This window comes from Acinetobacter sp. 'aerobic (ED)' (assembly GCF_904886855.1).
Lineage (GTDB): Bacteria > Pseudomonadota > Gammaproteobacteria > Pseudomonadales > Moraxellaceae > Acinetobacter > Acinetobacter courvalinii.
This window is the reverse complement of the sequence record NZ_CAJHGI010000004.1, coordinates 99,910-123,671: the sequence shown is the minus strand read 5'-3', so window position 1 is coordinate 123,671 and position 23,762 is coordinate 99,910. Positions and strand designations below refer to the sequence as shown.

General features: G+C 40.0%; 24 protein-coding genes and 1 pseudogene. 19 read left to right on the top strand and 6 right to left on the bottom strand.

Translation table 11 applies throughout. The features are described 5' to 3' along the window. Nucleotides 1–26: 26 nt before the first annotated feature. Nucleotides 27–866: a p-hydroxycinnamoyl CoA hydratase/lyase gene (locus JO943_RS09450; RefSeq protein WP_171056853.1), complete on the bottom strand. Its 840-nt coding sequence runs from the start codon at nt 864–866 to the stop codon at nt 27–29. Nucleotides 867–1,114: 248 nt separating this feature from the next. On the opposite strand from JO943_RS09450, the gene mhpT reads away from it, so the two are divergent. The 3 genes from mhpT (at nt 1,115) to JO943_RS09435 (ending at nt 3,689) form a co-directional block, all read left to right on the top strand. Beyond that, nucleotides 1,115–2,347: a 3-(3-hydroxy-phenyl)propionate transporter MhpT gene (gene mhpT, locus JO943_RS09445; protein WP_005231464.1), complete on the top strand. Its 1,233-nt coding sequence runs from the start codon at nt 1,115–1,117 to the stop codon at nt 2,345–2,347. Between the two features lie 70 nt (nt 2,348–2,417). Further along, entirely contained in the window at nt 2,418–2,873 is a 456-nt protein-coding gene (locus JO943_RS09440) for a MarR family winged helix-turn-helix transcriptional regulator (protein ID WP_005231463.1), read from the top strand. Between the two features lie 123 nt (nt 2,874–2,996). Then, complete coding sequence (locus JO943_RS09435) at nt 2,997–3,689, top strand: GntR family transcriptional regulator (RefSeq protein WP_005802836.1); 693 nt, start codon at nt 2,997–2,999, stop codon at nt 3,687–3,689. 41 nt (nt 3,690–3,730) lie between these two features. Here JO943_RS09435 and JO943_RS09430 read toward each other — a convergent pair whose 3' ends face one another. Continuing rightward, nucleotides 3,731–4,675 carry a PDR/VanB family oxidoreductase gene (locus JO943_RS09430; RefSeq protein WP_005231462.1) on the bottom strand — a complete coding sequence of 315 codons (945 nt, stop codon included), beginning with the start codon at nt 4,673–4,675 and terminating at the stop codon, nt 3,731–3,733. Between the two features lie 12 nt (nt 4,676–4,687). Further along, nucleotides 4,688–5,764, bottom strand: coding sequence for an aromatic ring-hydroxylating oxygenase subunit alpha (locus JO943_RS09425; RefSeq protein ID WP_005231461.1), 1,077 nt, complete (start codon nt 5,762–5,764; stop codon nt 4,688–4,690). Between the two features lie 515 nt (nt 5,765–6,279). Here JO943_RS09425 and JO943_RS09420 point away from each other — a divergent pair. The 8 genes and pseudogenes from JO943_RS09420 to JO943_RS09390 all read left to right on the top strand — a co-directional run bounded on the left by JO943_RS09420 (nt 6,280) and on the right by JO943_RS09390 (nt 13,588). Then, on the top strand, nt 6,280–7,626 hold the full coding sequence (locus JO943_RS09420) for an MFS transporter (protein WP_202740630.1): 1,347 nt from the start codon (nt 6,280–6,282) through the stop codon (nt 7,624–7,626). A gap of 31 nt (nt 7,627–7,657) precedes the next feature. Next, entirely contained in the window at nt 7,658–8,938 is a 1,281-nt protein-coding gene (locus tag JO943_RS09415; protein WP_202740629.1) for an OprD family outer membrane porin, read from the top strand. Nucleotides 8,939–9,185: 247 nt separating this feature from the next. Further along, on the top strand, nt 9,186–10,130 hold the full coding sequence (locus JO943_RS09410; protein ID WP_202740628.1) for a DUF4424 family protein: 945 nt from the start codon (nt 9,186–9,188) through the stop codon (nt 10,128–10,130). A gap of 443 nt (nt 10,131–10,573) precedes the next feature. Continuing rightward, nucleotides 10,574–10,740 (top strand): annotated as a pseudogene (locus tag JO943_RS18525) (LysE family translocator); the annotation flags it as partial. A 51-nt stretch (nt 10,741–10,791) separates the two neighbouring features. Beyond that, nucleotides 10,792–11,001, top strand: coding sequence for a hypothetical protein (locus JO943_RS09405; RefSeq protein ID WP_032874193.1), 210 nt, complete (start codon nt 10,792–10,794; stop codon nt 10,999–11,001). 940 nt (nt 11,002–11,941) lie between these two features. Next, complete coding sequence (locus JO943_RS09400) at nt 11,942–12,394, top strand: hypothetical protein (protein WP_005231452.1); 453 nt, start codon at nt 11,942–11,944, stop codon at nt 12,392–12,394. A 351-nt stretch (nt 12,395–12,745) separates the two neighbouring features. Then, the gene (locus JO943_RS09395) at nt 12,746–13,039 is read left to right on the top strand and encodes a hypothetical protein (RefSeq protein ID WP_079283288.1); all 294 of its coding nucleotides are present in this window, start codon (nt 12,746–12,748) and stop codon (nt 13,037–13,039) included. A 321-nt stretch (nt 13,040–13,360) separates the two neighbouring features. Next, nucleotides 13,361–13,588, top strand: coding sequence for a hypothetical protein (locus JO943_RS09390; protein WP_032881702.1), 228 nt, complete (start codon nt 13,361–13,363; stop codon nt 13,586–13,588). A 216-nt stretch (nt 13,589–13,804) separates the two neighbouring features. Here JO943_RS09390 and JO943_RS09385 read toward each other — a convergent pair whose 3' ends face one another. Then, nucleotides 13,805–14,035: a hypothetical protein gene (locus tag JO943_RS09385; RefSeq protein WP_005231449.1), complete on the bottom strand. Its 231-nt coding sequence runs from the start codon at nt 14,033–14,035 to the stop codon at nt 13,805–13,807. A 291-nt stretch (nt 14,036–14,326) separates the two neighbouring features. Here JO943_RS09385 and JO943_RS09380 point away from each other — a divergent pair, with 291 nt between their 5' ends. Further along, nucleotides 14,327–14,938, top strand: coding sequence for a LexA family protein (locus tag JO943_RS09380; RefSeq protein WP_009514869.1), 612 nt, complete (start codon nt 14,327–14,329; stop codon nt 14,936–14,938). 4 nt (nt 14,939–14,942) lie between these two features. Then, a complete protein-coding gene (locus JO943_RS09375; RefSeq protein ID WP_202740627.1) occupies nt 14,943–16,241 on the top strand; it encodes a Y-family DNA polymerase in 1,299 nt (432 codons plus the stop codon). A 72-nt stretch (nt 16,242–16,313) separates the two neighbouring features. Here JO943_RS09375 and JO943_RS09370 read toward each other — a convergent pair whose 3' ends face one another. After that, complete coding sequence (locus JO943_RS09370; protein WP_202740626.1) at nt 16,314–17,213, bottom strand: LysR family transcriptional regulator; 900 nt, start codon at nt 17,211–17,213, stop codon at nt 16,314–16,316. Nucleotides 17,214–17,310: 97 nt separating this feature from the next. Here JO943_RS09370 and JO943_RS09365 point away from each other — a divergent pair, with 97 nt between their 5' ends. Next, nucleotides 17,311–17,907, top strand: coding sequence for an FMN-dependent NADH-azoreductase (locus tag JO943_RS09365; RefSeq protein ID WP_202740625.1), 597 nt, complete (start codon nt 17,311–17,313; stop codon nt 17,905–17,907). A gap of 163 nt (nt 17,908–18,070) precedes the next feature. On the opposite strand, the gene JO943_RS09360 is transcribed toward JO943_RS09365, so the two are convergent. After that, nucleotides 18,071–19,171 (bottom strand): MBL fold metallo-hydrolase, encoded by a 1,101-nt coding sequence (locus JO943_RS09360; RefSeq protein WP_202740804.1) that lies wholly within the window; start codon nt 19,169–19,171, stop codon nt 18,071–18,073. Between the two features lie 284 nt (nt 19,172–19,455). Between JO943_RS09360 and JO943_RS09355 the strand changes: the two genes are divergently transcribed. The 5 genes from JO943_RS09355 (at nt 19,456) to JO943_RS09335 (ending at nt 23,746) form a co-directional block, all read left to right on the top strand. Continuing rightward, nucleotides 19,456–20,103, top strand: coding sequence for a hypothetical protein (locus tag JO943_RS09355; RefSeq protein WP_032881695.1), 648 nt, complete (start codon nt 19,456–19,458; stop codon nt 20,101–20,103). A 16-nt stretch (nt 20,104–20,119) separates the two neighbouring features. Next, nucleotides 20,120–21,085 carry a 2-hydroxyacid dehydrogenase gene (locus JO943_RS09350; protein WP_005231432.1) on the top strand — a complete coding sequence of 322 codons (966 nt, stop codon included), beginning with the start codon at nt 20,120–20,122 and terminating at the stop codon, nt 21,083–21,085. A gap of 111 nt (nt 21,086–21,196) precedes the next feature. Next, complete coding sequence (locus tag JO943_RS09345; RefSeq protein WP_005231431.1) at nt 21,197–21,784, top strand: 1-acyl-sn-glycerol-3-phosphate acyltransferase; 588 nt, start codon at nt 21,197–21,199, stop codon at nt 21,782–21,784. A gap of 155 nt (nt 21,785–21,939) precedes the next feature. Continuing rightward, on the top strand, nt 21,940–23,352 hold the full coding sequence (locus JO943_RS09340) for a M48 family metalloprotease (protein WP_376746137.1): 1,413 nt from the start codon (nt 21,940–21,942) through the stop codon (nt 23,350–23,352). 28 nt (nt 23,353–23,380) lie between these two features. Continuing rightward, the gene (locus JO943_RS09335) at nt 23,381–23,746 is read left to right on the top strand and encodes a GFA family protein (RefSeq protein ID WP_199973567.1); all 366 of its coding nucleotides are present in this window, start codon (nt 23,381–23,383) and stop codon (nt 23,744–23,746) included. Nucleotides 23,747–23,762: the final 16 nt, after the last annotated feature.

The window sequence follows — 23,762 nt, the reverse complement described above, 5'->3', positions numbered from 1 at the left end:
TTACATTGCCATTAGAGAATCAAAAGTTAACCAGTACGTTTATAGCTCTGTAAACCCGGTTTAATTGATTTTTCATCTAAAAATTGTTTCAAACCTTCTTGGCGACCATTTTCTGTATCGCGGTGGATACATTGATCAAGTTTGGCATATAAGTAGTCTTCGTTTTGATCCCAAGTGAGTTCACGACAACGCTTAAATCCATTTTTAGCGGTACGAAGAACCACAGGGTTTTTCTCAAGTAGACAGTTTGCAAGCTCAGTCACTTCTGCTTTTAATTGTTCAAGCGGTACGCTTTTATTTACAAGGCCCATCGTTTCAGCTTCTTTACCACTAAAGGTTTTACCCGTCATGATGTAGTACAAAGAGGCACGGTGACCTACCGTATCTGCCATTGCCTTGCTTACAAGGTTACCTGGTGGGATCCCCCAGTTAATTTCAGATAAACCGAAAGTTGCTTCATCTGCTGCAATCGCAAGGTCACAAGCCACTAAAGGTGAGAAACCGCCTCCAAAGCACCAGCCGTTGACCATAGCAATGGTTGGTTTTGAATACATGCGAAGAAGTTGCCACTGCCAACGGCATGAGTCGCGGCGGATGCGTTCTTGATAAATTTCTGGTTGAGTATCGACTTCACGGAAATATTCCTTTAAGTCCATGCCTGCTGTCCAAGAATCGCCTGCACCTGTCAACACAAGCACACGTGCATTTTGATCAAGTTCTATCGCTTCAAGTACATCAATCATTTCACGGTTGAGTGTTGGGCTCATGGCATTTTTCTTTTCTGGGCGGTTTAGTGTTACCCATGCAATTCCATCTTCAACTTTAACATCTACTGTTTCCCAGCGGTTTTCATAACTCATCTTCATACTCCTTGAATGATTTTTAGCTGTTCTGGGATTTAATTTAATATCAGTCAAACTTACATTCAAGTCTTTTTTATAAAATTTCATAAATATTTCATAATTAATTGTATTCTAATCATTAATTAATTTTATTGATGATTTAATATAAAAATATGTTGATTTTTTAGTAAGTTTAACTGATATTTTTGCTGTGTTTAAACAATAATACACAAAGGGCTAAATGGAACGACTAGTCAATAAGGGATAACACAATGGAAAAGATATTAGGACAGTCTGCAAGGGCAAAAATCACGTTGCTATTATGCTTTGCAATAGCAATTTTTGAAGGTTTTGATCTTCAGTCAATGGGGGTAGCCGCTCCAAGAATGCGGGCTGAGTTTATGCTAGACAATGGCCAGATGGCATGGGCATTTAGTGCTGCAATTTTAGGAACACTACCAGGTGCCATATTAGGTGGTAGATTTGCAGATATTGTCGGGCGTAAGAAAATTCTGATTTTTAGTATTTTACTTTTTGGAATTATGTCTTTGCTAACGGCTTATGCTGCTAACTTTAGTTTGCTGTTACTCATTCGTTTTTGTACTGGTTTAGGAATGGGTGGGGCACTTCCAATGATGATTACACTGGCATCTGAAGCTGTACCTGATAAATATAAAGGAACCGCGGTGAGTATTATGTATAGCGGCATTCCTTTTGGTGGATTACTTACTTCTGTCGTTGCTATGTCGTTGGCAGGTGATGCAGAGTGGCGTCATATTTTCTATATTGGTGGGATTGCACCAATTTTACTCATTCCGTTGATTATGCGCTTTTTACCTGAGTCAAATGATTACCTGCAACGTAAAGATCAAGCGCAAAAAACCACGCCATTTTTGGAAGTTTTATTTGCGAAAGAACGCCGTATGTCGACGATTCAGCTTTGGGTCAGTTTTTTCTGTACGCTGGTGGTGCTGTATTTCCTGTTGAACTGGTTGCCATTGCTGATGGGTGCGCAAGGCCTATCAAAACTACAGGCAAACTATGTGCAGATGGGCTACAACGTGGGTGGAATTTTAGGTTCAATCCTCATGGGTGTCTTACTTGATAAATTACGCATGAGCTTTGTGATTAAGCTGATTTATCTCGGCATTTTATTCTCACTGTGCTGTTTGGCAATATCCCCAACCGTTGCTTTACTTGCACTTTCGGCAGTGGGCTGTGGTTTATTCATTGTGGGCGGACAATCGGCGTTGTATGGTCTGGCTGCCATGTATTATCCAACCGAAATGCGTGGGACCGGAGTGGGGGCAGCGGTTGCAATCGGGCGTATTGGTTCTTTTGCAGGACCTTTAATGGCTGGTTTTTTACTCTCGCTTGGACAAAGTTCGACCATTGTAATTGGTTCAAGCATTCCAGTGATTTTAATTGCAGCGATCTCTGCATTACTTCTTGTCAAAAAACCTAAACAGCCTGTACATTTAATACAAAGCTCAGGTGCTGGCTAAGTTTCAACGAAAGTATGGGGTTCGAGCCTCATACTTTCATTACAGATTTTCTTATGATGATTGAAAGGTTATGGTACGTTCGAATTTAGTTCAAAAAAAAGCAGAAGATGAGCCTAAGTTAAGTTACATGATTGCTCGTGTTGACCGAATTATTAGTAAACATTTAACAGAACATTTAAAAGAGCTTGAAATTACCTTACCGCAATTTACTGCACTTTCTGTTTTAGCTTCAAAAAGTAATTTATCCAATGCCAAGCTTGCTGAGCGCTCTTTTATAAAGCCGCAATCTGCCAACAAAATTTTGCAAGATTTACTGGTGAATGGCTGGATTGAGAAAAAACCTGACCCAACACATGGCCGCCGTATTTTAATTACACTGACAGACAGTGGTATTGATAAGCTAAATAAATGTAATGAAGTGGTTTTGAAAGTTGAAGAAAAAATGCTTGAAGGCATTGATATTAACTTGGCTTATTTAATCCGTAATAACCTCGATATTATGGTCAATAATCTTAAAAATCTTTGATAAAAGGTTGTTTGCAATTTAATTTATTAAACTTAATAGAAATGCTTAAGCACTGATTCACACAGAAAATTTATTTCATTTTGCAAATGAACTTGCTAGCATCGAAGTGACGTTTTTGGTGATGTGTGGCAGCGAATGTCTTCAGGACAACAAGTTTTACTTAAACTAAGAAAAATGATTATTTCAGGGGAGCTTGAAGGCGGTGCCAGAATTGCCGAAATTCCAACTGCCGAGTTACTTGGTGTTTCAAGGCAGCCTGTTCGTATTGCCTTTCGCTTGCTTGAGCAAGAAGGCCTCCTGATTAAAAACCCAACTCGTGGTTACACGGTTCGTGAAATTTCAGAACAACTTGTTCATGATGCGCTTGAAGTGCGTGGTGTGCTGGAAGGATTAGCTGCGAAAACTTTGGCAGAACAAGGCCTAAGCGAAGAGCAGAAAAAGACGCTGCAACATTGCATTCAAGAAACTGAAAAACTCTTTAATGAAACAGACGAGTTTGGCGATGCTGAACTGGAACGTTATCACCATTTTAATGTCATTTTTCATGACACCATTATTGAAGGCGCGCAAAACGTTGCGCTCATCCAAGCCTTAGCAAAAAACAATCAATTGCCAATGGCTTCTGCCCAAGCCATTACCTATGACCAGAACCAAGCTTTGTCAGAATATCGTCGTTTGCACTATGCGCATTTACAGCATTGTTCGATTTTTGATGCGTTGGTACATCGTCAAGCAGGGCGTGCTGAAACGTTAATGCGCGAACACAGTAGTGTGGTGATTTTGGGTGAAACGCTAAGAAATGTTCTCAGCGCTTAAGGTGAAATGTTCCTTTATTTCTGAATAAAGGAACTTAAATATTAAAGCTCAATCACAAGATGTTTAGTTTTTGCACGAGAACAGCAGGGTGTAAATTGGTTGTTCAAAGCATGTTCCTCATCAGTCATAAATAGATCCCGATGATCAGGTGTACCTTCTACAACGCGGGTAATACAGGTCCCACAAATACCTTGTTCACATGAAACCGGGATATCAAAACCATTTGCAATTAATGCCTCAGTAGCAGTTTGCTCTGGTAGTACTTCAATTCGACGGCCCGTACCTTTCACTTCAATCGTGAAAGCTTCATCGTTAGACGTATCTACTTTTTGAGCGACGAAATGCTCTTGATGTAATTGTTCATTATGCCAACCCGCCTGTTCGGCTGAACTCATGACAAACTGCATAAATCCTGTTGGACCGCATACATATAAGTGTCTATCTGGTGAACTCTGACCCAAAACCTCTGCCATATTACCTTCAGTATCTGGTTGGTCTTGAATGTGAAAATGGACTTGGTCACCAAAGTGCTCGGTTAAGTTGCCATAGAAGGCAATCATTCCATGACTACGAACAAAGTAGTGCAATTCGAAAGGTATATTGGCCGACTTAAGCCGATACGCCATCGACAAAATAGGCGTAATACCAATACCACCAGCAAATAAAACTGCTTGTTTGGTTTGAAGATGAATCTCAAATAAATTGCGTGGTTCACCAATCTTTAAATGGTCACCTTCACGATATTCGGTGTGGATGCAACGTGAGCCACCGCGTGAATTGGCATCATGTAAAACACCAATGACATAGCGATGCTTTTCAGTGCAGCAGTTTGAAAGTGAATATTGACGAATTAGACCGTTTTTTAGATGCACATCAATATGTGCACCAGCCTCAAAACTCGGTAGCGCTGTGCCATTTGCCGAGACCAACTCAAAAGCACGAATAGTCGGGGTGAGCTGGTGAATTTTTTGAATAATAACGTCCATGTTCATGCTCCTTTAAATAATCCGAATGTTTGGAAACTTCTGTGCGGATGTTTCAGGAGGTATTTTATTTTCTTCGGCAAGCAGTCGCTCAATCACTTTACGAGACTGTACACCGCCTGCGTCGATGTTGAGCATCAGTAATTTGCGATGTGGATTGTTTAAAATGTTTTGCTGCTGTTGCTCCAGCATTTCTAAATCTTCAGTAAAGATTTTGCCTTGGCCTTCACGAATTTGATCGGTGAGTTCAGCATTATCTGGCTGGAAGTTGCGCGCCATTCCCCAGAAATACCAGTGAGAGGTCTCGGTTTCCGGTGTAATAAAATCAACCACAATTGAGGAAACTTTTTTGTCATTTGGTGCATGGTAACCACCGTGTCCGGCATGCGCTACACCTACTTCAATGTGGACATTACTTGGCGCAAAGAAGTGGCAACGTTGCCAACGGTCAACAGGTACATCATCTGCCAAATGATTGCCGCGAAGGGCCATTTGCCAAAATGGAGGTGCAATTACATTTTCCATGTAGCGTTCGGTAATGACATGATCACCATCAACTTTAGTGACTGGTAATGATTCATCAATTTCTTTTTGTCCGATGCTGCTTGAGTGAACATAGGTCTCGTGGGTTAAATCCATCAGATTATCAACCATCAAACGATAGTCACACTGAATGTGAAATAGGCCTCCGCCATAGCTCCATTCTGGATGCTCTGCCCATTCTAAAGTTGGCAGTTTTGCTTCATCTGCTAAAGCTTTCTCGCCTGGCCATATCCAGATAAAACCGAACTTTTCGACAACTGCATATGCTTTGTTGCAAGGGAAACCATTGACACGTTGAGCTGGCATTGAAACGGTCTTTCCGTCACAACCCATGACTAAGCCATGATATCCACATACGAGGTTGCCATCTTCTACATAGCCAAGTGAAAGTGGGGCACCGCGATGGGGACAAAAATCTTCAACGGCTGCAACTTGGTTTTCTTTACCGCGATAAAAAACAATTTTTTCACCACAAATCGTACGACCTAGTGGTTTGTCTTGGATTTCTTCTGGGCGGCAGGCAACATACCAAGCATTTTTAATAAACATTGTGACGACTCCTTATCACTTATTGGATCCAATTTATAATAAATAAAAATATTGGTCAATTGATAAGCAGTATATTTTGAAAAAATATTGATCTTTAGGTTTGGCTTCTATGTATATTTTCTGATGTTATTAAAGGCTTTTTGTATTTATTTTGAGTTTTTGGGAGAAAAATTTATTGGTTTTTATTTGGATCCATTTTGTATGCTTGAAAGCTGAACTGGATCTCATATTTGGAATTGGGGTAAGTAAAATGGGTAATGTTTTATGGATCCATATTTTTTGTTTTTATTATTATAAATAAATTATACTTATGTTTTTCAGTTGTTTAATTTTGGTTTAATTAAATTTAAAAAATATTGTTGATTTTTTGGATCCAAATATTCAGTATAGAAAAAGAGCAGGATGCTCAAAAACAAATATTCCTCTAGGTCTATGGATACGGATATGCATAAGCACACAATTACTCATATTGGCGATGTCGTATGTGTCTCTTATCCGCATTAGGAGATACACAAATGGAAAGAGACGTTCTCAATGAGATCAATCAAAACAGTATGAGCCGCTACCAGTGGTTCGTCATTTTGATTTGTATTTGTCTCAATATTATTGATGGCTTTGACGTGATGGTAATGGCATTTACCGCTCCATCCGTGTCAGCAGAATGGTCACTTTCAGGTGCACAAATTGGTTTGTTACTCAGTTCCGGCCTGTTTGGAATGGCTGCTGGTTCCATTTTCCTCGCACCTTTGGCCGATAAAATCGGTCGCCGTTTACTTATCTTGGTTTGTCTTGTGATTGCAGGTCTTAGCATGTTGGGCTGTGCTTTTGTACAAAGTCACGGCATGTTGGCAGCACTTCGCTTTATTACTGGAATCGGGGTGGGTGGCATTCTTGCAAGTAGTAATGTATTGGCAAGTGAATATGCCAATGCTCGCTGGCGCAGTCTTGCAGTGAGTTTAATGTCTACAGGTTATGGCATTGGCGCGACCCTTGGCGGAGTGCTATCACTGGCATTGATTGAGCATTTAGGTTGGCGCTCAATCTTTTTAGCAGGTGGCATTACTACCATTGCAATGCTGTTGATCAGTGCCTGGTTATTACCAGAATCTTTAGATTATTTACTCGCAAAACGACCAAAACAGGCACTAGAACGAATTAATGCAGCTGTAAATCGTATGGGGCTTAATGAATTACCAGTTATGCCGCGTTATGAAAAAATCAGTACGCAAAATGGTAGTGAATTGGGCAAACTATTTGCTGGACAACTTGGATTTCAAACACTTTGTTTATGGTTTGCCTTCTTTTTAGTGATGTTTGGCTTTTACTTCGTGATGAGCTGGACACCAAAAATTCTTATTTCAATGGGGATGTCGCCACACCAAGGTGTAAGTACCGGTATTTTAATTAGTATTGGCGGGATTTTCGGGGCAGCCATTATTGGTTTATTGGCATCACGCATGAAAATCTTCTATGCCTTAAGCCTGTTTTTAGGTCTAACCTCGGCATGTGTTTTCCTATTTGTCGCAGTCTCTGCTCAAGTCAGTGTTGCACTCATGGTGGGGTTATTACTTGGCACACTTATTAATGGCTGTGTAGCCGGTTTATATTCGATTTCTCCAACAATTTACGATGCTGAAATCCGTAGTCGTGGCGTGGGCTATGCCATTGGTTTTGGACGAATTGGGGCTATTTTATCGCCAACGGTTGCAGGCATTTTTTTAGATCAAGGGATTGCACCCGCAACGCTGTACGCCTATTACGGTGTGGTGTTTATTTTGGCTATTTTCCTGATTTTAAGTTTGGGCAATGCTTTTTACCGAAGTCAAAAAGAGCAAAGCTATTCGTTTAAAACAGCACCTTAAATCATTAAAAATTAAACAGTTGAGATAAAAAATGAAAAAGACACCATTGTGGGTGGGGGTATGCTTGTGCCCATTATTTAGTCAAGTTGTGCATGCCGAGTTTATTGCAGACAGTAAAGCTGAGCTGACACTACGTAATTTTTACTTTGACCGAGACTATAAAAAAGACCCATATCCCTATACTGCAGCCAGAGATTGGGCACAGGGTCTGATTTTTAAAGGACAGTCTGGTTATAGCGAAGGGACAGTTGGTTTCGGTGTTGATGTGCTGGCAATGGCAGGCTTTAACCTGATGGGTAATCGGGCGGATGACTATGCGCGTAGTGGCTTACTTCAAGTCAATACCGATAATTCGCGTGACGATTATTATGGAAAAATCGGCATTACAGGGAAGGCGAAATTTAGAAAAAATGAGCTTTTTGTGGGAGATCTGGTTCCGCAATTGCCGACCCTATTTTCATCGCCAGCGCGATTGTTTCCGCAGACTTATCGCGGTATTCGCTTTGTTTCAAATGAAATTCCAAATCTTCAACTCGAAGGCTTTTATGTCGACGAAGTACGTCAACGCGACTCGATTCGTTTTACCGATGTTGGCATGGATAATATCAACCATCGTTTTGACAAAGCGGCAACCACCGATTCTTTTTATACCTTGGGAGGAAATTATCAGTTAAAGGATTATCGTCTACGGGCTTATCATGCTGAACTCAAAGACATTTACCAGCAACAGTTTTTGGGTTTTAACGGCAAACAACCTTTAAATGATCAGCTTAACTTTTTAAGTGACGTGCGCTTTTTTAATAGTGACGAAACTGGAAGTAAAAAAATAGGAGAGGTCGATAACCGCCATATCAGTGGCTTATTTGGTTTGAACTATCAAAATCATACGCTTTCTTTGGGTTATATGCAGTCGTTTGGCTCGACGGGTTTGCCGTTTTTATCGGGAACTGAAAGTCCAGTCGTGCTTGATTTTATGAGTTCGGACTATTCAAATAAAGACGAAAAAGTCTATTCGATACGTTATGAATATGACTTTAAAAATGCGCGACTAGGCGATATTTCCTTAAATGGGCTACGTTTTATGACTCGTTATGCAAAAGGCGAAGACATTGATTTGTTGCAATATGGCGATCAGCGTTTTAATGAAGAGTCGATGGAGTTTGATTTGGGTTATAAAATTCCAGAAGGCAAGTTAAAAGGCTTAGGAATGCGGGCTCGGTTTTCTCACTATCGCAACGATATGCCAACCAATATGACTTTCCATGCTGCCAATGAAACACGCTTGAATATTGACTATAGCTTTAAGTTTTAAACAGTAAATATGTTCAAACGGTTTCTAAAAAACTGGAAGCCGTTTCATTGCTGATTAAAATAAGAAGAGGGGTACAGGTCTATATTTTCAATACTTTATGTTTTTTAAGCCGGAGTTTACATTTGCTCTAAATAAATGCTTTTCCCTCATCCATCCCCATAAAAATTTCACATTGTGGCGCTACAACCGCTATGATTTCTAATAAATGAAAATCTCATAATAACAAGTTCCGTGAGAGCAGTTAAAAATGAAAAAAATGACAGTGGTTTTGGTTTGTTTAGCTTCATCATCAACTTATAGTCTAGCTAATGATTCTACGGGCTATATTGGCACAGACGGCATTCAGTATCTTAAAAACGCGCAGATAGCGATGCAAAGTGAAGATTTGTTTATTAGCAAAAAGCTGATCAAGGTTGATTATGTTTATAAAAATTTAAGTAAGCACGATATTACTGAAACCGTGTTATTTCCCTTACCGCGTATCGATAATTTCTTTGAGGCTGATTTTGCCCATACCGAAGCACTGTTAAAAAGTTTTAAGATTATTGTCGATGGTCAACATATAAAACCTGAAATGCATGTACGTACCTTTATTCAAAGGGATGATAAATCGCCGCTGATAGATAGCACCGAGGCATTTCAACAATGTGGCTTTAGTCAGGCAGATATACTCAATCCTTGGGCTAGAAATAACGATGATTATGAATATTATCAAGATAAATTGAGACAATGTAAGCAGCCACAGATACAGAAAATTCTGGCGGGCTTCAACAAAGATGATGTGATCCCGTGGTCATCTCAAGTGATCTATAGCTGGAAGCAGAACTTTAAAGCCAACAGTGTGACTAAAATCTATCATGCATATAAACCTTTGGTTAGTGGTTCTGTCGCGCTCTATCCAGATGAATATAACCAGCAATTCTGTATGGATAAATCATTTAAGCAGGGCTTGAAAAAAGCCAGTGCAGAACATTCACCATTTAGTGCCTTGAGCTATATCCTGACTACAGGTGCAAACTGGGCCAAACCGATAGAAAAATTTAAATTGACAGTTGAGCGTGATCATAACGAGCTGGTGTCTTTCTGTTGGAATGGCAAAGTTGAAAAGATCAGCCTAACCCAGTTCCAGATGGTCAAGCATAACTTTATTCCAGCCCAAGATCTGGATATCATTTTTGTGAGCGTGAAATAGGTTTTTAGTGGATAAAATACCGGGTGAAGTAGGGGGAAGATTATTGTATAAGGATAGTTTTCTTCATTAATCAAACAATTGGATGAAATAAATCTGGGATATATGTCTTTGCTATTCTTTAATTGTGATGTTTATCACATATTTTTTTCGATTGCATAAAGTTTTAATTTATTATTTTTATTTTATAACCTTTTGTTTTTTAATATTTTAAAAGATATCTACATTTTTCGTTACAACCCTTTGATCGACAAACTTTATGTTTATTTGCGATATTCGCTTGCAAACTTAGCAAAGGAATTTGCTTATGGCGTCATTTTATTTATGGAGTTGAGTGCAAGGATTGTGTTTACACCTAGTCCAACAAATAGATAAAGCATTATTTACTATTATTGGGATTAGTCTTTTTATGTATAGTAACGTTGATCCTGAATCATTATTTTAATTACAGAGGAATATTTTTGATAGGGATTACTGCAATTTATTTTTATGGATTGCTTTTGAATCTCTATTGATTTCTAATAAAATCGTTTGGTTAAATCAACAAAAATTGCAACGAATAGCTGCTTTTATTTTAACCTTTTTTGCAATGCCTTTAGCTTATTCGGCAATGATATTTTCTAATTTATTTAGCTGTTTTCCAATTTTAAAATGGAGTTATTTGATGAACAATATAAAAATCAAAGTAAAGGATCAGTTTGAGGCTGAAAATATAGCTCTTGCCTTAATTCGAAAGGCAAATGAGCAGGAAATTCCTTTATTCAAAAGAATAGAGCATATTGAAATTGAAGGTGAGATCCTGCTGCCTAATATGGAACTTTTATATGAGAATCCCAAAGATGGTCGTATCTATCGATTTATAGAGGAAATTTAATAGCCTTATTCAAGGGTTTATCTGTTTAACTGTATAAAAGTCCCATGATCATAAGATGATGGGATTTTTTTCTGTCAAAATTAATTTTTTAAAAGTTTATTGAAGCTGAAATTTAAATAATAAAAATATTGATTGCTGATATTTTAATAAGCATAGATGTTGAAATCATGATTCTTGAAGAAATGCATTAACTGTTAAATTAAAGTGGTTTAAGTGTTATCTTTTTTAATATATATTTTTATATAATAATAATTCTTAATTTGTAGAGCTTTTTAATGATTACATGGATTTGTAAAGCTTGCGGGAAGTATAAAAGGTTTTATCCCGACACCCTGAGGTCAGGACAAATTGTGTACTTCTGCCAGTATGATATACAGGCGGGAAAGGTTAGAAAAATATTTAGAAAGGGAGTGATATTAAAAATTAGAAAAAAAATTCTGACCATTCTAGATCAGGGTATTATATTTTATTATAAAAGCACGCAAGTTTATCCGGCAGATGCACCTGCTAAATTTGTTTATAAAATTTTTGGTGAATGTCGATGTGGCAGAAATTGATGTCTCAATATATAAATTAAACCGTTAAAGAGCTTAGATTGGAAAGGTAAATGAAATTCTTGTTGAATTAAAAGAATATTAAATAACAAGGATTTAATGTGTGCACTAAGATGAATAAAATCTTTTAGCTATAGACAATGCTTAGATAAGGACAAAAAAGTAGAAAGTTTAAGTTTTTCAGTCAGCGGAATAATCATTTCAGAAATATGCTGAGTCAATTCAAATTAAAATGCAGATATAAGACAAGTAACCAGAATGTTAACAATGATGTCTATGTTGCACAAAAATTACACTAATTACATGTAAGGTATCAATCCTTACAAAGTAAAAATAGTTTTTATTTCAAAATAAGAATAGTAGGTTGCATCTTAAAGGAAATAGAAATGCCTCAATATTTACGAATATCTGAAAATATATATAGAAAATTTAAGGAAAATGATCGGTTTACGGATAATAAACAAGATTGTTTGAATCTGATTATCAAACAAATCCGTAAGGAACTTGTCGATACAGATCTTAAGTTAATCTATAACTATATTGATTTTGTTGAAGGATTTGAAGAACCTGTAAAAGATAGACGCATGACTCTGGATATCAGTTTGATCCCGAGCTATAAGCATAAGGACGAATTTGTGTTATGGCTGGCAGGATTTATCGAAAGAATTACTGAAGGCGGGGTGAAACGCTTAGCGCCATTGCATACCGATATCCCACCTGAATTTACCTTTCAAAGTGATCCAAATGTGGTGCTAGATATACGTAACCAGCATAGCGGTGAAAGAATCATTTCATATTTTAGAAGTGATGATTTTGCAGACGAAATCAAGAATATTTGATTTTATTGGATAAAGTGTAGCTCTGTTTAAGTAGAGTGCTCCACCTATCGGGTTTCCTAGAAAATCCTATCCACATAATAGGGTTAAGTCAAAATCTAAAATAACAAAAACGAATTGGAAAATTTTTGGATTGTTCTTGGTCATCATTCAGCTAAAGTATGGCTTTGCTAATGAGGGGTAAAAGGCAACACCAGAGTGTGAAAAGCACAATGTGCAGGCTTTTAGTGGCGTAAAATATTCGGCTAAATTTTATGCCATTCAATGCAACATAACATGATAATATTCATCACTAAAATTAAAAATCGATGGGGCTTGAGAATGAAAAAGACGCTATGTTTGGGGATTGTTTTTATGGCATCAACTTTGACTTGTGCTGCTGATGCGCAATTACCGAGTTCAGAACCTGTTGCGATTGCTTCAGCATCAAGTGATAAAGGCAAAGAATCGTTGATTAAACAATCGGTAAAAAAAGCTGACATTAACGAGGAAGTAGGCACCCAAGCTTTAAAGCTAGGCGGAATTCATCGTAGAGAGGATGCACGAGAGTATCTTGAGTTAAAAAAAGATGCACAACAAAGTCAGCAACAATTACCGGTAGAAAAAGCCAAAGTTAAAAATGTAGCGGAAATTGTGGCAAGTAAATAGTTGTTTGCTATTCCGTGAAGGGGAGCCTACATTGTCTGTGTGTCACAGTGAGGGGAAGCAGGCTATTCAAGTCAATCTTTACCCATTAAATGCCCGGCATGCGTGGAATTATTTTGAAACGTTTATGCTGTGCATTGTAACTCGACAGTTAACTCAAGATTAACGGAAAAGCTGATTTTGGTGTTAATTTCAATAAGTTAGCAGTTTAAAAAATAAAACTATAATACTTATAACTCTTGTTACAACCATTTGATCGACAATTTATAGAAAATTTCCCATAGTCCTATGAACAAGATTATTGGGAGAACTGTTATGGATAAGATTGATAAAATTACAGTCATTGTAAAAGATCAAGAAGAAAATGAGTCTATTGTCGTGGCCCAGTTAAATGATCTCGAAGATCAGGATATTCCGTTTTTTAAGCGGGTAGAACATATTGAGGTTGAGGGACATATTATTCATCCGAATATTGATTGGCTGTTTGAAAATGAAGCAGATGGAAAAATTTATAAACTGGTTGCACCCGTGGATGATCAACGATTTGTTTAAATAACGTCCGTATCATCTCATCTAAAAAACCCACTTATCATCTTGAAATAAGTGGGTTGTGTTGTTGCGCATCATAAAAATTTATCGTTTTTCATGGCTATTTTTATCGTATCAATATTTGCTGCTAGGGTTGGGAGGTAATTTAAATAGCCGACTAACTAGGGTGAGAAGTCTAGGCTTTGTCTAATATAAACATTATCTTCTGGTGTGGATTGATCAGGTAATTGGGTTAAGACCTTTTACAATATCTTTAAATTCTGAGCCATTTAACCAGAAGGATTTCTTCAGGAAAAGTGTGGTCATAATATGCTCTGCATTTTCACTGTCAGGACTTTCGCAAAAAAGTCCATAGCTATTGCCAAGCACGGTATTGTTCTCAATTAGACGAATAAAGTAAGCATGTTGTTCGTCTGCATAACCTAAAATAGCATCACGTTGATTGTTCATTTTTCATGTCTCCACATCAAAAATAATTGAATAAAATCTAACTGCCGAGTAATCAGATATATTTATGAATCAGATCAATAACTTAATTTTTTAAAAAGAATTTTAAAAGATTTAAATCGTTGATTTAAAATATGAATCTGGTTTGTTTTACATCCTTGTCTTAGTTAAACAAGCCAAAATCTGATCTATGGGATTTATTGTTATGCAAAATTAATGAGGCGTCAACTTGAATTTGTAACTTTTTCAAGTTAAATTATTTGAACGCATTTTAGACTTGGCTAAGGGGGAGATATGTCCAAAAAAACGGAATTTGAACATGGTGGGGCTAGAATCAATGCTGGACGTAAGTCACAGTTCAGTGAGCCGACCAAGGTGATCCGTGTACCGGAGTCTCAGGTTGATTTCATCAAAAACTGGTTACTGAATAATGTCAAAACCGGAACACGGTCCGATTTGACGCCCTCGCTGAAAATACAAAATGTACAGGCCAATAATGATCGAATTTACCATATTCCACTTGCCACGGAACGTGTTGCCGCCGGATTTCCATCGCCTGCCCAAGACCATATTGAACAAGCCCTGGATTTAAATCAGTTTTTAATTCGTAATGAAAATTCCACCTTTATCGTTAAGGCAAACTCTCTGTCAATGCTGGATGCAGGCATTGATATTGATGATCCGCTGGTGGTCGATCGTAGTTTGTCTGCCAAATCGGGTGATATTGTGATTGCCTTGATCGACAATGATTTTACCGTGAAGCGTTTAATGGTTGACCATCACTTTAGCCCGCCAAAAGTCTGGCTAAAGGCCGAGAATCCTGACTATCAGGATATTTATATTACAGAAGGGCAAGAGCTGCTGATCTGGGGTGTGGTGACTTATAATCTGAAACCGATGAGATAAGCGGATGAGTCCTCCACAACGTATTTTTGCCTTGATTGATGTGAATAACTGTTATGTCAGTTGTGAGCGGGTATTCAATCCAAAACTGGAAAATCGTCCTGTTGTGGTGCTGTCTAATAACGATGGTTGTGTGGTTTCGCGTTCTTATGAGGCCAAAAAACTCGGGATCAAGATGGCTGCGCCAGTGTTTCAGATTGAGGAGATTATTCGCCGACATCAAGTTGAAGTCTTTTCAAGTAATTATGCCTTGTATGCGGAAATGTCGCGCCGTTTTATGAATATATTGGGTAACTTTGTAGATCCATGCGAGCAGGAAATTTATTCGATTGATGAATGCTTTCTAGAATTGACAGCTTATCAGCACAGCTATGATTTAAATGAATATGCTCAACAGATTCTACGGACCGTAAAACAATGGTTGGGAATGCCGTGTTGTATTGGGATTGGTTATTCCAAAACTCAGGCCAAGCTTGCCAATAACCTGGCCAAAACCCATGCCTGTTTTAATAGTGTCTGTAATATCGTTGCAGAAGACCCATGCGTAATTGAAGACCTGCTGCAACACATGCTGGTAGGAGAAGTGTGGGGTGTCGGACGAAAGATCAGACAACGTCTGGAAAAAATGGGAGTCTACTCGGTACTGGACTTGCTACAGGCTGACCCAAAGATGATGGGAAAATATTTTTCCGTACTGATGGAAAATACCGTAAAGGAGTTACAGGGGCTGGCCTGTCTGCAGATTGAAGACGTGATAGCCGACCGTCAGCAAGTATTGAGTAGCCGTTCTTTTGGGCAGCCGATTGAAGATAAAAATAGCCTAAGCGGAGCATTAACTGAATTTACCTTGCGTGCGGTAGAGCGTTTACGTCAACAAAACTTACTCTGTAAAGCGGTCGGGGTCGGGATTCGTACCAATCGTTTTAATCAAGAAACTTATTACCGTCCTTTTACCGTGGTATATCTGGCGGATTATAGTGATGACCGTCTGGAGATTATGAAAGCAGTCCAGCAAGGTTTAGATCGGATTTATCAGGCAGGACATCGTTATAAAAAAGCCGAAGTCATCTTGCTGGATATTATTCCGCAACATAGTCATGCCGTCGATCTGTTTCATGATACCGATGAACTGGTTGCCCGTCGTCACCTCTCACAGGCCTTTGATGAAATCAATCAGAAATTTGGTCGGGACGCCATGACTTTAGGACGTTTGATTACGCCGCATGGACGAACATGGCGTATGAATCAGAACCATAAATCTCCGAGTTATTTAACCCGCTGGGATGAGCTTCTGAGAGTCATGTGAATCGATCTTGTGGTATCGATCACCTTCATCGGCCGGCTGCATAGGTAAAATGCTTTTAAATGGCCATAGGTTTTAAGCTTTCAGTTGTTGAGGCAAAGCCGCCACCACATGATCAATCGCCAAACGCGTCTTAAGCGGCATATAGGCTAAAGCAGGCCAAACCACGTGAATCGGAAAATGGACACTGGTAAATTCTGCCAATATCTGAACTAAATGACCCTCTTGCAGTTCTTTATGGATGAGCCAGTCCGGTAACCATGCGATACCATAATGCGATAACACCATATCCTTGATTGCTTGCATGTCATTCAGCATAAATTTAGCTTTAGGTTTGACCGTATATTGCTGTTCATCCTGTAATTGCCATTTTTGCAGATGTCCTGAGGAGGCGTAGGCAATAGTTGTGTGGAGCTGTAAATCTTCCAGAGCCTTGACAGGCCCTGATCGTTGAAGATATTCAGGTGTGCTGCACAGTAACATCCGATGCATGCCTAGTTTTCTGGCCACCAGTTGATGACTGTCAGGCAGATTTCCAATCCGGATGGCCAGATCAAAACCCTCTTCAACCAGGTCAACTGTCCGGTCATTAACCGACAGTTCAATCTGTAAATCGGCATGCTGTTGTGCAAAACCTGCCATGAGTGGGGCAACATAAAGCTGTCCAAACAGCACTGGCGCTGAGATTCTTAACAGGCCCGTTGCCGTGATTTTACCTTGATCTAACAAGCTTTCAGCACTGTTTATCTCGGCAAGCGCACGCTGACCATGTTCATAAAATAATGTACCTTCCGCTGTTAAGCTCAGGGTGCGGGTAGTGCGCTTAAATAAATTGACACCTAAACGTTGTTCTAGACGGGCAATACTTTTACTGATTGCGGAGCGGGTAAGATGCAGTTGTTCGGCGGCCTTGCTAAAGCTGCCTGCCTCGACTACTGCCACAAAGATTGCAATGGTATTTAGTTCAGTCTGCATTATTGTAGAATTTTTGGAATCAATTGATTGAAATAGTATCACGACTGGTGATTAAAATTAATAGTAATATAGCTCCATCAAGATATGGAGAACAAAAATGGCAAAAATATTGGTGTTGAAATCAAGCATTATGGGTGATCAATCACAGACTAGCCGTTTGATTGATGCATTTTTAAAACAGCGTATAGAAAACGGTATACAAGATGAAGTCATCATTCGTGATCTGACCACATTGAATTTACCTGTACTGGATGCCGAGATTTTCCATGCTTTGCGTGGTGCCGAAAATACCAGTGCCACGGTCCAGCAGATCGTGCAACTATCAGATGAGCTGATTGCAGAGCTTAAAGCGGCAGACTTATTGTTGATTGGTGCGCCAATGTACAACCTGAATGTACCAACCCAATTGAAAAACTGGTTTGATCTGGTTGCCCGTGCCCGTCATACCTTCCGTTATACCGAAACCTATCCACAAGGCTTGGTAGAAGGCGTAAAAGCGATTGTGATGAGCAGTCGCGGGGGTATCCATCTTGGGCAAATGACCGATGCCGTGACACCTTATCTTCGTTCAGTCTTGGGCCTAATGGGCATTCATGAGGTTGATTTTGTCTATGCGGAAGGACTGGATATTTCGGCATTAAAGACTGATGCCTTGAAAGATGCGCATCTGAAAGCACAACAGATGGCTGTTTAAACGATTTGATCCCCTTGCTGCCGTATTGGCAGAATCGGACAATGTTCCAACTATTGTCCGATTTTTTTTATCTAAAAAAGTCCACAAACGACTAACACAGACTTTAACTTTTAGAGGTGAAACAAAATGCCCTATTGAAATAGAGCATGATGACTTGATGAAATTAACGGATATTTTTCCACCAGGTTTGAAAGACTTGCTGTTGGTTATCAAGTTCAACCAGTTCACCAATCATTGGCGTGGCAAGGCGATAATTGCGAGTTTTTGAATATTCAGAAATACGGATAATCGGTTCATTCCATGCATGTTTGGCTAAGCTGAATTTGGAATGATGTACTGGAAGCATATTGCGTGCATTCAGCTCTTCGGTCGCTTGAGCGACTTCATCCGGATGACAATGTACAGAACGCCAGGCTGCATCATATTGTCCATTTTCCATCAAGGCCCAATCAAAGGGACCATATTTTTTGCCGATCGCTGCAAAATGCTGACCATAACCGCCATCTCCGGTATAGAAAATCTTGTTATTCGGTGACTGGATTACAAATGACACCCATAGATTTTTACCGCCCTCAAAGGCCCGCCTTGAGTCGTGATGCGTAGTTTCAGTGATAATACAAATACCCTCATCAAATTCGATCCGGTCACCCCAATCTTTCTCGATCAGCTTTTCTTTGGGATAGCCCCAATACTCAAAATGTTCTCCAACCCCTAAACCGGTAATCACGTATTTGACCTTATCTTTGAGTTTGATAATGGTGTCGTAGTCCAGATGATCATAGTGATCATGTGAGATCAGTAAATAATCAATATCGGGTAAATCTTCAACCTGATAAATATCGGTTCCTTTATAGGCACGTGTGCCCCATGGAAAAGGCGAGGCTTTGCCGCTCATGACCGGATCAATCAGGAATTTTTTACCCTGCAGCTGCATAAATACCGAGGAATGTCCAAACCAGACCATGACATCATGTTGGGGATTCAGTGTTTTTAGATTGGTTTTAATCGAAGGAATCGGATCAATTGGATTGCGATGGGGAATGGTCTGAATAAAAGTTTTGTAGAGTTCAACAACCATGCTGCAACCTTCACTCATACCTGACTTTTCAATCAGATTGCGGAATTGACCTTGTCGATAATTGGGAGAGTTCTCAATTAATTGTAAACGTTCGCCAGTGGGACTTTTACCAAATAAGGGGTGTTGCGTATAAATAAAACTGCTCACAATAAGCAGCATCACAGCAATGGCAAAAACAATAAGCATAAATGCAGTCAACCATTTCATTTGAGCATTCGATACGACAGTAATAAAAAGTCAAAGCGACAAAATGATGAAATAGACTTGAAAACCGATGAATGAACGATGGCCTATTCTGATTGAAGCCTTGCTTCAAAGCATCAAACCGGTTCTTTTTATCTGGCGCTCTATGGCATGAGAAGAAATGTGATTGAGCAAAAGGAAGCCATTTAGACAGGGTAGGTTTGTGTTAGACTAGCGCACATTACAGGATCGAAAATGACTGTAAATAGAGACAACGAGTAGGTAGCATGATCGGGCAGCAGAGAAACATATTGGCAAGTTTAGGAATAGATGTCTGGATTCCTAGGGAAGTCGTATGTCAAAAAAATACTGCGTCCAGCCTATGGCGGGATCAGGTGCTTGAAGAGCTTCAACAAGTCCCTGCACCGGTATTTGAGCCTGCGCCAGTGGTTCAAGATGTTGAGGTCAAAGCTGTCCAGACAGCGCTGGTTACTGAAATTGAACGTCCTCAACAGGCGGAAGTCGTTGCAGAACCTGTGGTTAAAGAAGCGGTCGTTGAAAAAGAACAGATCGTTGTTAGCACCCAGATCCAGGCATTTGAATTGCAAATGTATGTTCTGGAAAACTGCGCCATTTTATTGGAAAGCAGTCAACTCAACGATGCACAGCGCCAGTTATGGCAAAACATACAAAAGGCCAGACTGGGACAATATGCTGAGTTAAAATGGCCATTTCCTTTGGCGGCTTTTCAGGAAAGTCGAGGACTGTCTTCATATATTCAAGGCTTTCTGGATGCAACCGCCACTGGTAAAAAAATATTATGCTTAGGTCAACTGGACTTTATCCAGCATTCTAATATATTACATTTAGCGAGTTTGGAAGAAATGCTGGCTCAACCTTTACTGAAAAGACGGTTGTGGCAGCTCATGCAATAAAGAGCGGAATTTAATAATGAAGAAAGTCGTTGTATTTAGCCAGATCGACCAGGATGTTATCGCACAGTTACAGCAAGATTATCAGGTGGTGGTACTGAATCCCAAGCTTGGTGATATCAATGAACAAATCCGAACTGAAGTGGCTGATGCCGATGCCATGATTGGTGCAGGGCGCTTACTCAATGAAAGTAATCTGGCACCCGCACAAAAACTCAAAGTGATTTCTACCGTTTCGGTAGGCTACGACAACTATGATGTCGATTATCTGAATCAGAAAAAAATCTGGCTGGCGAATACACCGCATGTATTGACTGAAACCACGGCAGACCTTGCTTTTACTTTATTGCTCAGTGCCGCACGTCAAATTCCCTATCTGGATGCATGGACCAAACAGGGCCAATGGAAACGGACCGTATCGACTGAACAGTTTGGTGTCGATGTTTTTGGTAAAACTCTCGGTATTATTGGTCTGGGAAATATTGGGGCTGCCATTGCCCGTCGCGGTTTTTATGGTTTCAATATGAATATCCTGTACCATAACCGCCGTGAAAAAATTGAAGTTGCACAAGCTTTCAATGCGCAATATCGCGAGCTCGATCAACTGTTACAACAGTCGGATTTTATTGTGGTTGCGGTTGATTTAAATACCGAATCTAAAGCCCTGATTGGTGCGGAACAGTTCGATTTAATGCAGAAACATGTGGTATTCGTCAATATTGCCCGTGGTTCAGTGGTCGATGAAAATGCATTGATCGAGGCCTTGCAGCAAAACAAAATCTTTGCTGCAGGTCTGGATGTTTATACCAAAGAACCTTTGCAAACTTCTCCTTTATTCGACTTACCTAACGCCGTGACTGTGCCACATCTGGGCTCGGCAACCGCAGAGACACGCAAGAAGATGGTGAATCTTGCTTATCAAAACCTGATTGAGGCTTTAGAAGGCCGTACTCCACGTTATCTGGTCAATCCAAAATTCGAATAATTGCTTACAATGCTGAGCATTTGATCGCTGGATTATTGTACTGGACGATCTTTCTAAATTGATGGATATTGCTACACTTGCGCCCTTTGTGACTTCATCTTGGGGTGTCTGGTGTTTGAGAAATTAGCTGAACAAAGTTTAGGGTTAATGGGCTGGGAAATTGATAATCATTGGGATCTGAATATTGATCAATGTGTCATGATTGCAGCCCCGCACACCAGCAACTGGGATGCGCTTTATGCACGTCTGGCCCTAAAAGCCTTAGGGGTTAATGTACGTATCACTATTAAAGACAGTTATATGAAATTACCCTTTGGTCCTTTTGTACGTGCGATGGGCGGAATCGGGATTGACCGTCGTGTCAAGCAGCAAGGTCAGGAGCGCCCAAGTATGGTTCAGCTCATGAGTAATCTGTTTAAGACACATCCTAAATTGGTGATGCTGGTGACCCCTGAAGGAACACGAGCAAAACAGGAACAATGGAAAACCGGTTTCTATCATGTTGCGACCACTGCGGGCGTGCCGATTGCTTTGGCTTATATGGACTATGCCAAGAAAAAGACTGGTGTAGGAAAAATTGTTTATCCAACAGGGGATTATGAAAAAGACATGGCGGAAATCATGGCTTTTTATGCGGGAATTCAAGGTAAATTTCCGGAAAAATTCAGTGTAGACCAGCGTTATATGACAGCGGAATAAATAAGCTGCTTGCAAAAATCATAAAATAAGGCAGGATTTTTCTGCCTTTTATAACACATTGTTGCAAATTTCTCCTTTTTTCAGTGCTATATTAAATTTCTTTATTAAAATCATAGAGAAACCCCTTGAGATCGTTGCTGCTTGCATGTGGCTTACTGGCCACAACTCAATTGAGTCATACAGAGGTGTTTTTGCCGACAGTGACGGCTGGGCAAACGGAAGTACCTGAAATTGGCAGCGGTATCGGTTTACTCGACCAGCAAAAAGAAAAATTTATTGGCGAAAAGGTGTATCGTGAAGTCCATCGTCAAATGCCAACCGTGCAGGATGCATGGCTGGAAGATCAGTTTTTACAAGTTTTCTCAGGTATTTTAAGCCAGACCCAACTGGGCCAGCCGATTGGGCTGGTGATTGTAAAAGATCCTCAAATTAACGCTTTTGCGGTGCCGGGTGGCTTATTTGCCTTAAACACCGGTCTGATTACCTCGGCAAAAAATCTGGATGAAATTGCGGGCGTTATGGCGCATGAGATCGCGCATGTGGCACAGCGACACTACAGTCGTTCACAAGAAGCATTTAAAGGGCAGGGCTTACTGGCATTGGCGGGGATTCTTGTCGGTGCCGCCATTGCCTCTCAGGCAGATAGCAATGCGGGTTCGGCAGTCATGCTGGGAACTCAAGCCGCATTAATGGACAAGCAGTTGAGTTATAGTCGTAATCAGGAACGTGAAGCAGATCGTATCGGTATGCAGTTTATGTATGCTGCGGGCTATAATCCGCAAAGTATGGCGGACTATTTTGAAACTATGCATCGTGCGACCAGTCGGGTTAGCTTTTTACCAGACTTTTGGTTTACCCATCCTTTAACCACTGAGCGTATGAGCGAAGCACGATTGCGGGCGAATCAACTGCCGAATGTTAAATCAAAAATTTATGATCTCGATTTTGAAATTCTAAAACTCTATACCTTGGTTGTGTCTAATCAGGCGACAGAAATCCAGTTACAGGCACTAGCTAACCAGAACAATACTGCAGCACAACTTGCACTCAGCAAATTCTATTTAGAGCGCGGTGATTATACGCAGGCTCAGGAAAATCTGGATCTGGTTAAAACAAGATTAAAAAATCATGTGCTGATTCCTTTGATCCAGACGGATATTTATCTGGGGCAAAATAAAATAGAGCAGGCCAGTAATAGTATTGTTTCAGTACAAAGAACCATGCCTGAAAACCGGGCATTGTCTTATAAACTGGCTGAAGTGTTGATTCGTCAAGGACAGGTCGCGCAGGCACAAGCTTTGGTACAACGTTTTATTCATAAGAACCAAAGAGATATTGAAGGCTGGCAATTATTGCAGCGTGCCACTAATCTGGATAAGAGTTCTTCGCTGCAGGCGATTAATGTGCTGTGCTATCGTGCAGAAGCCGAGTATTGGTCGGGATATGAGGAAAATGCGATTAAATCGATGCTGCATGCCCAGCGCTTGGCAAAAGGAAATCTGGCCATGTCAGCCAAAATTGACTCGCGCCTAAAACAAATGCAAGATGAACGGCGTATGAAAATCTAAAACCAGCTAAGACCCCAAGGAAATTAAAATGATCAAAGGGCAATGTTTGTGTGGTGCGGTGCAGTATCAATATCATGGGGAAATTGAACACAGCATCTTATGTTATTGCATGCATTGCCAGCAGGCTCAAGGTGCAATTGCAGGCTGGAACAGCCCACTTGAGCAAAGTAAATTTGAGCTAATTTGCGGACGTGAGCAACTGAAAGAATATTTTCATACACCTAACAAGGCACGCGTGTTTTGCCAAAACTGTGCCAGTCCGCTTTATTCTTATCGTATTGATTTGCCGAATGTCATCCGTTTACGTCTGGGTACAGTGACGGAAGGTGATATCCCTGCACCGAAAGAAGAATTTTTTCTTGAGCATAAACCAAATTTTATTGAATTAAGATAAGATGGCCTGCGTAAGC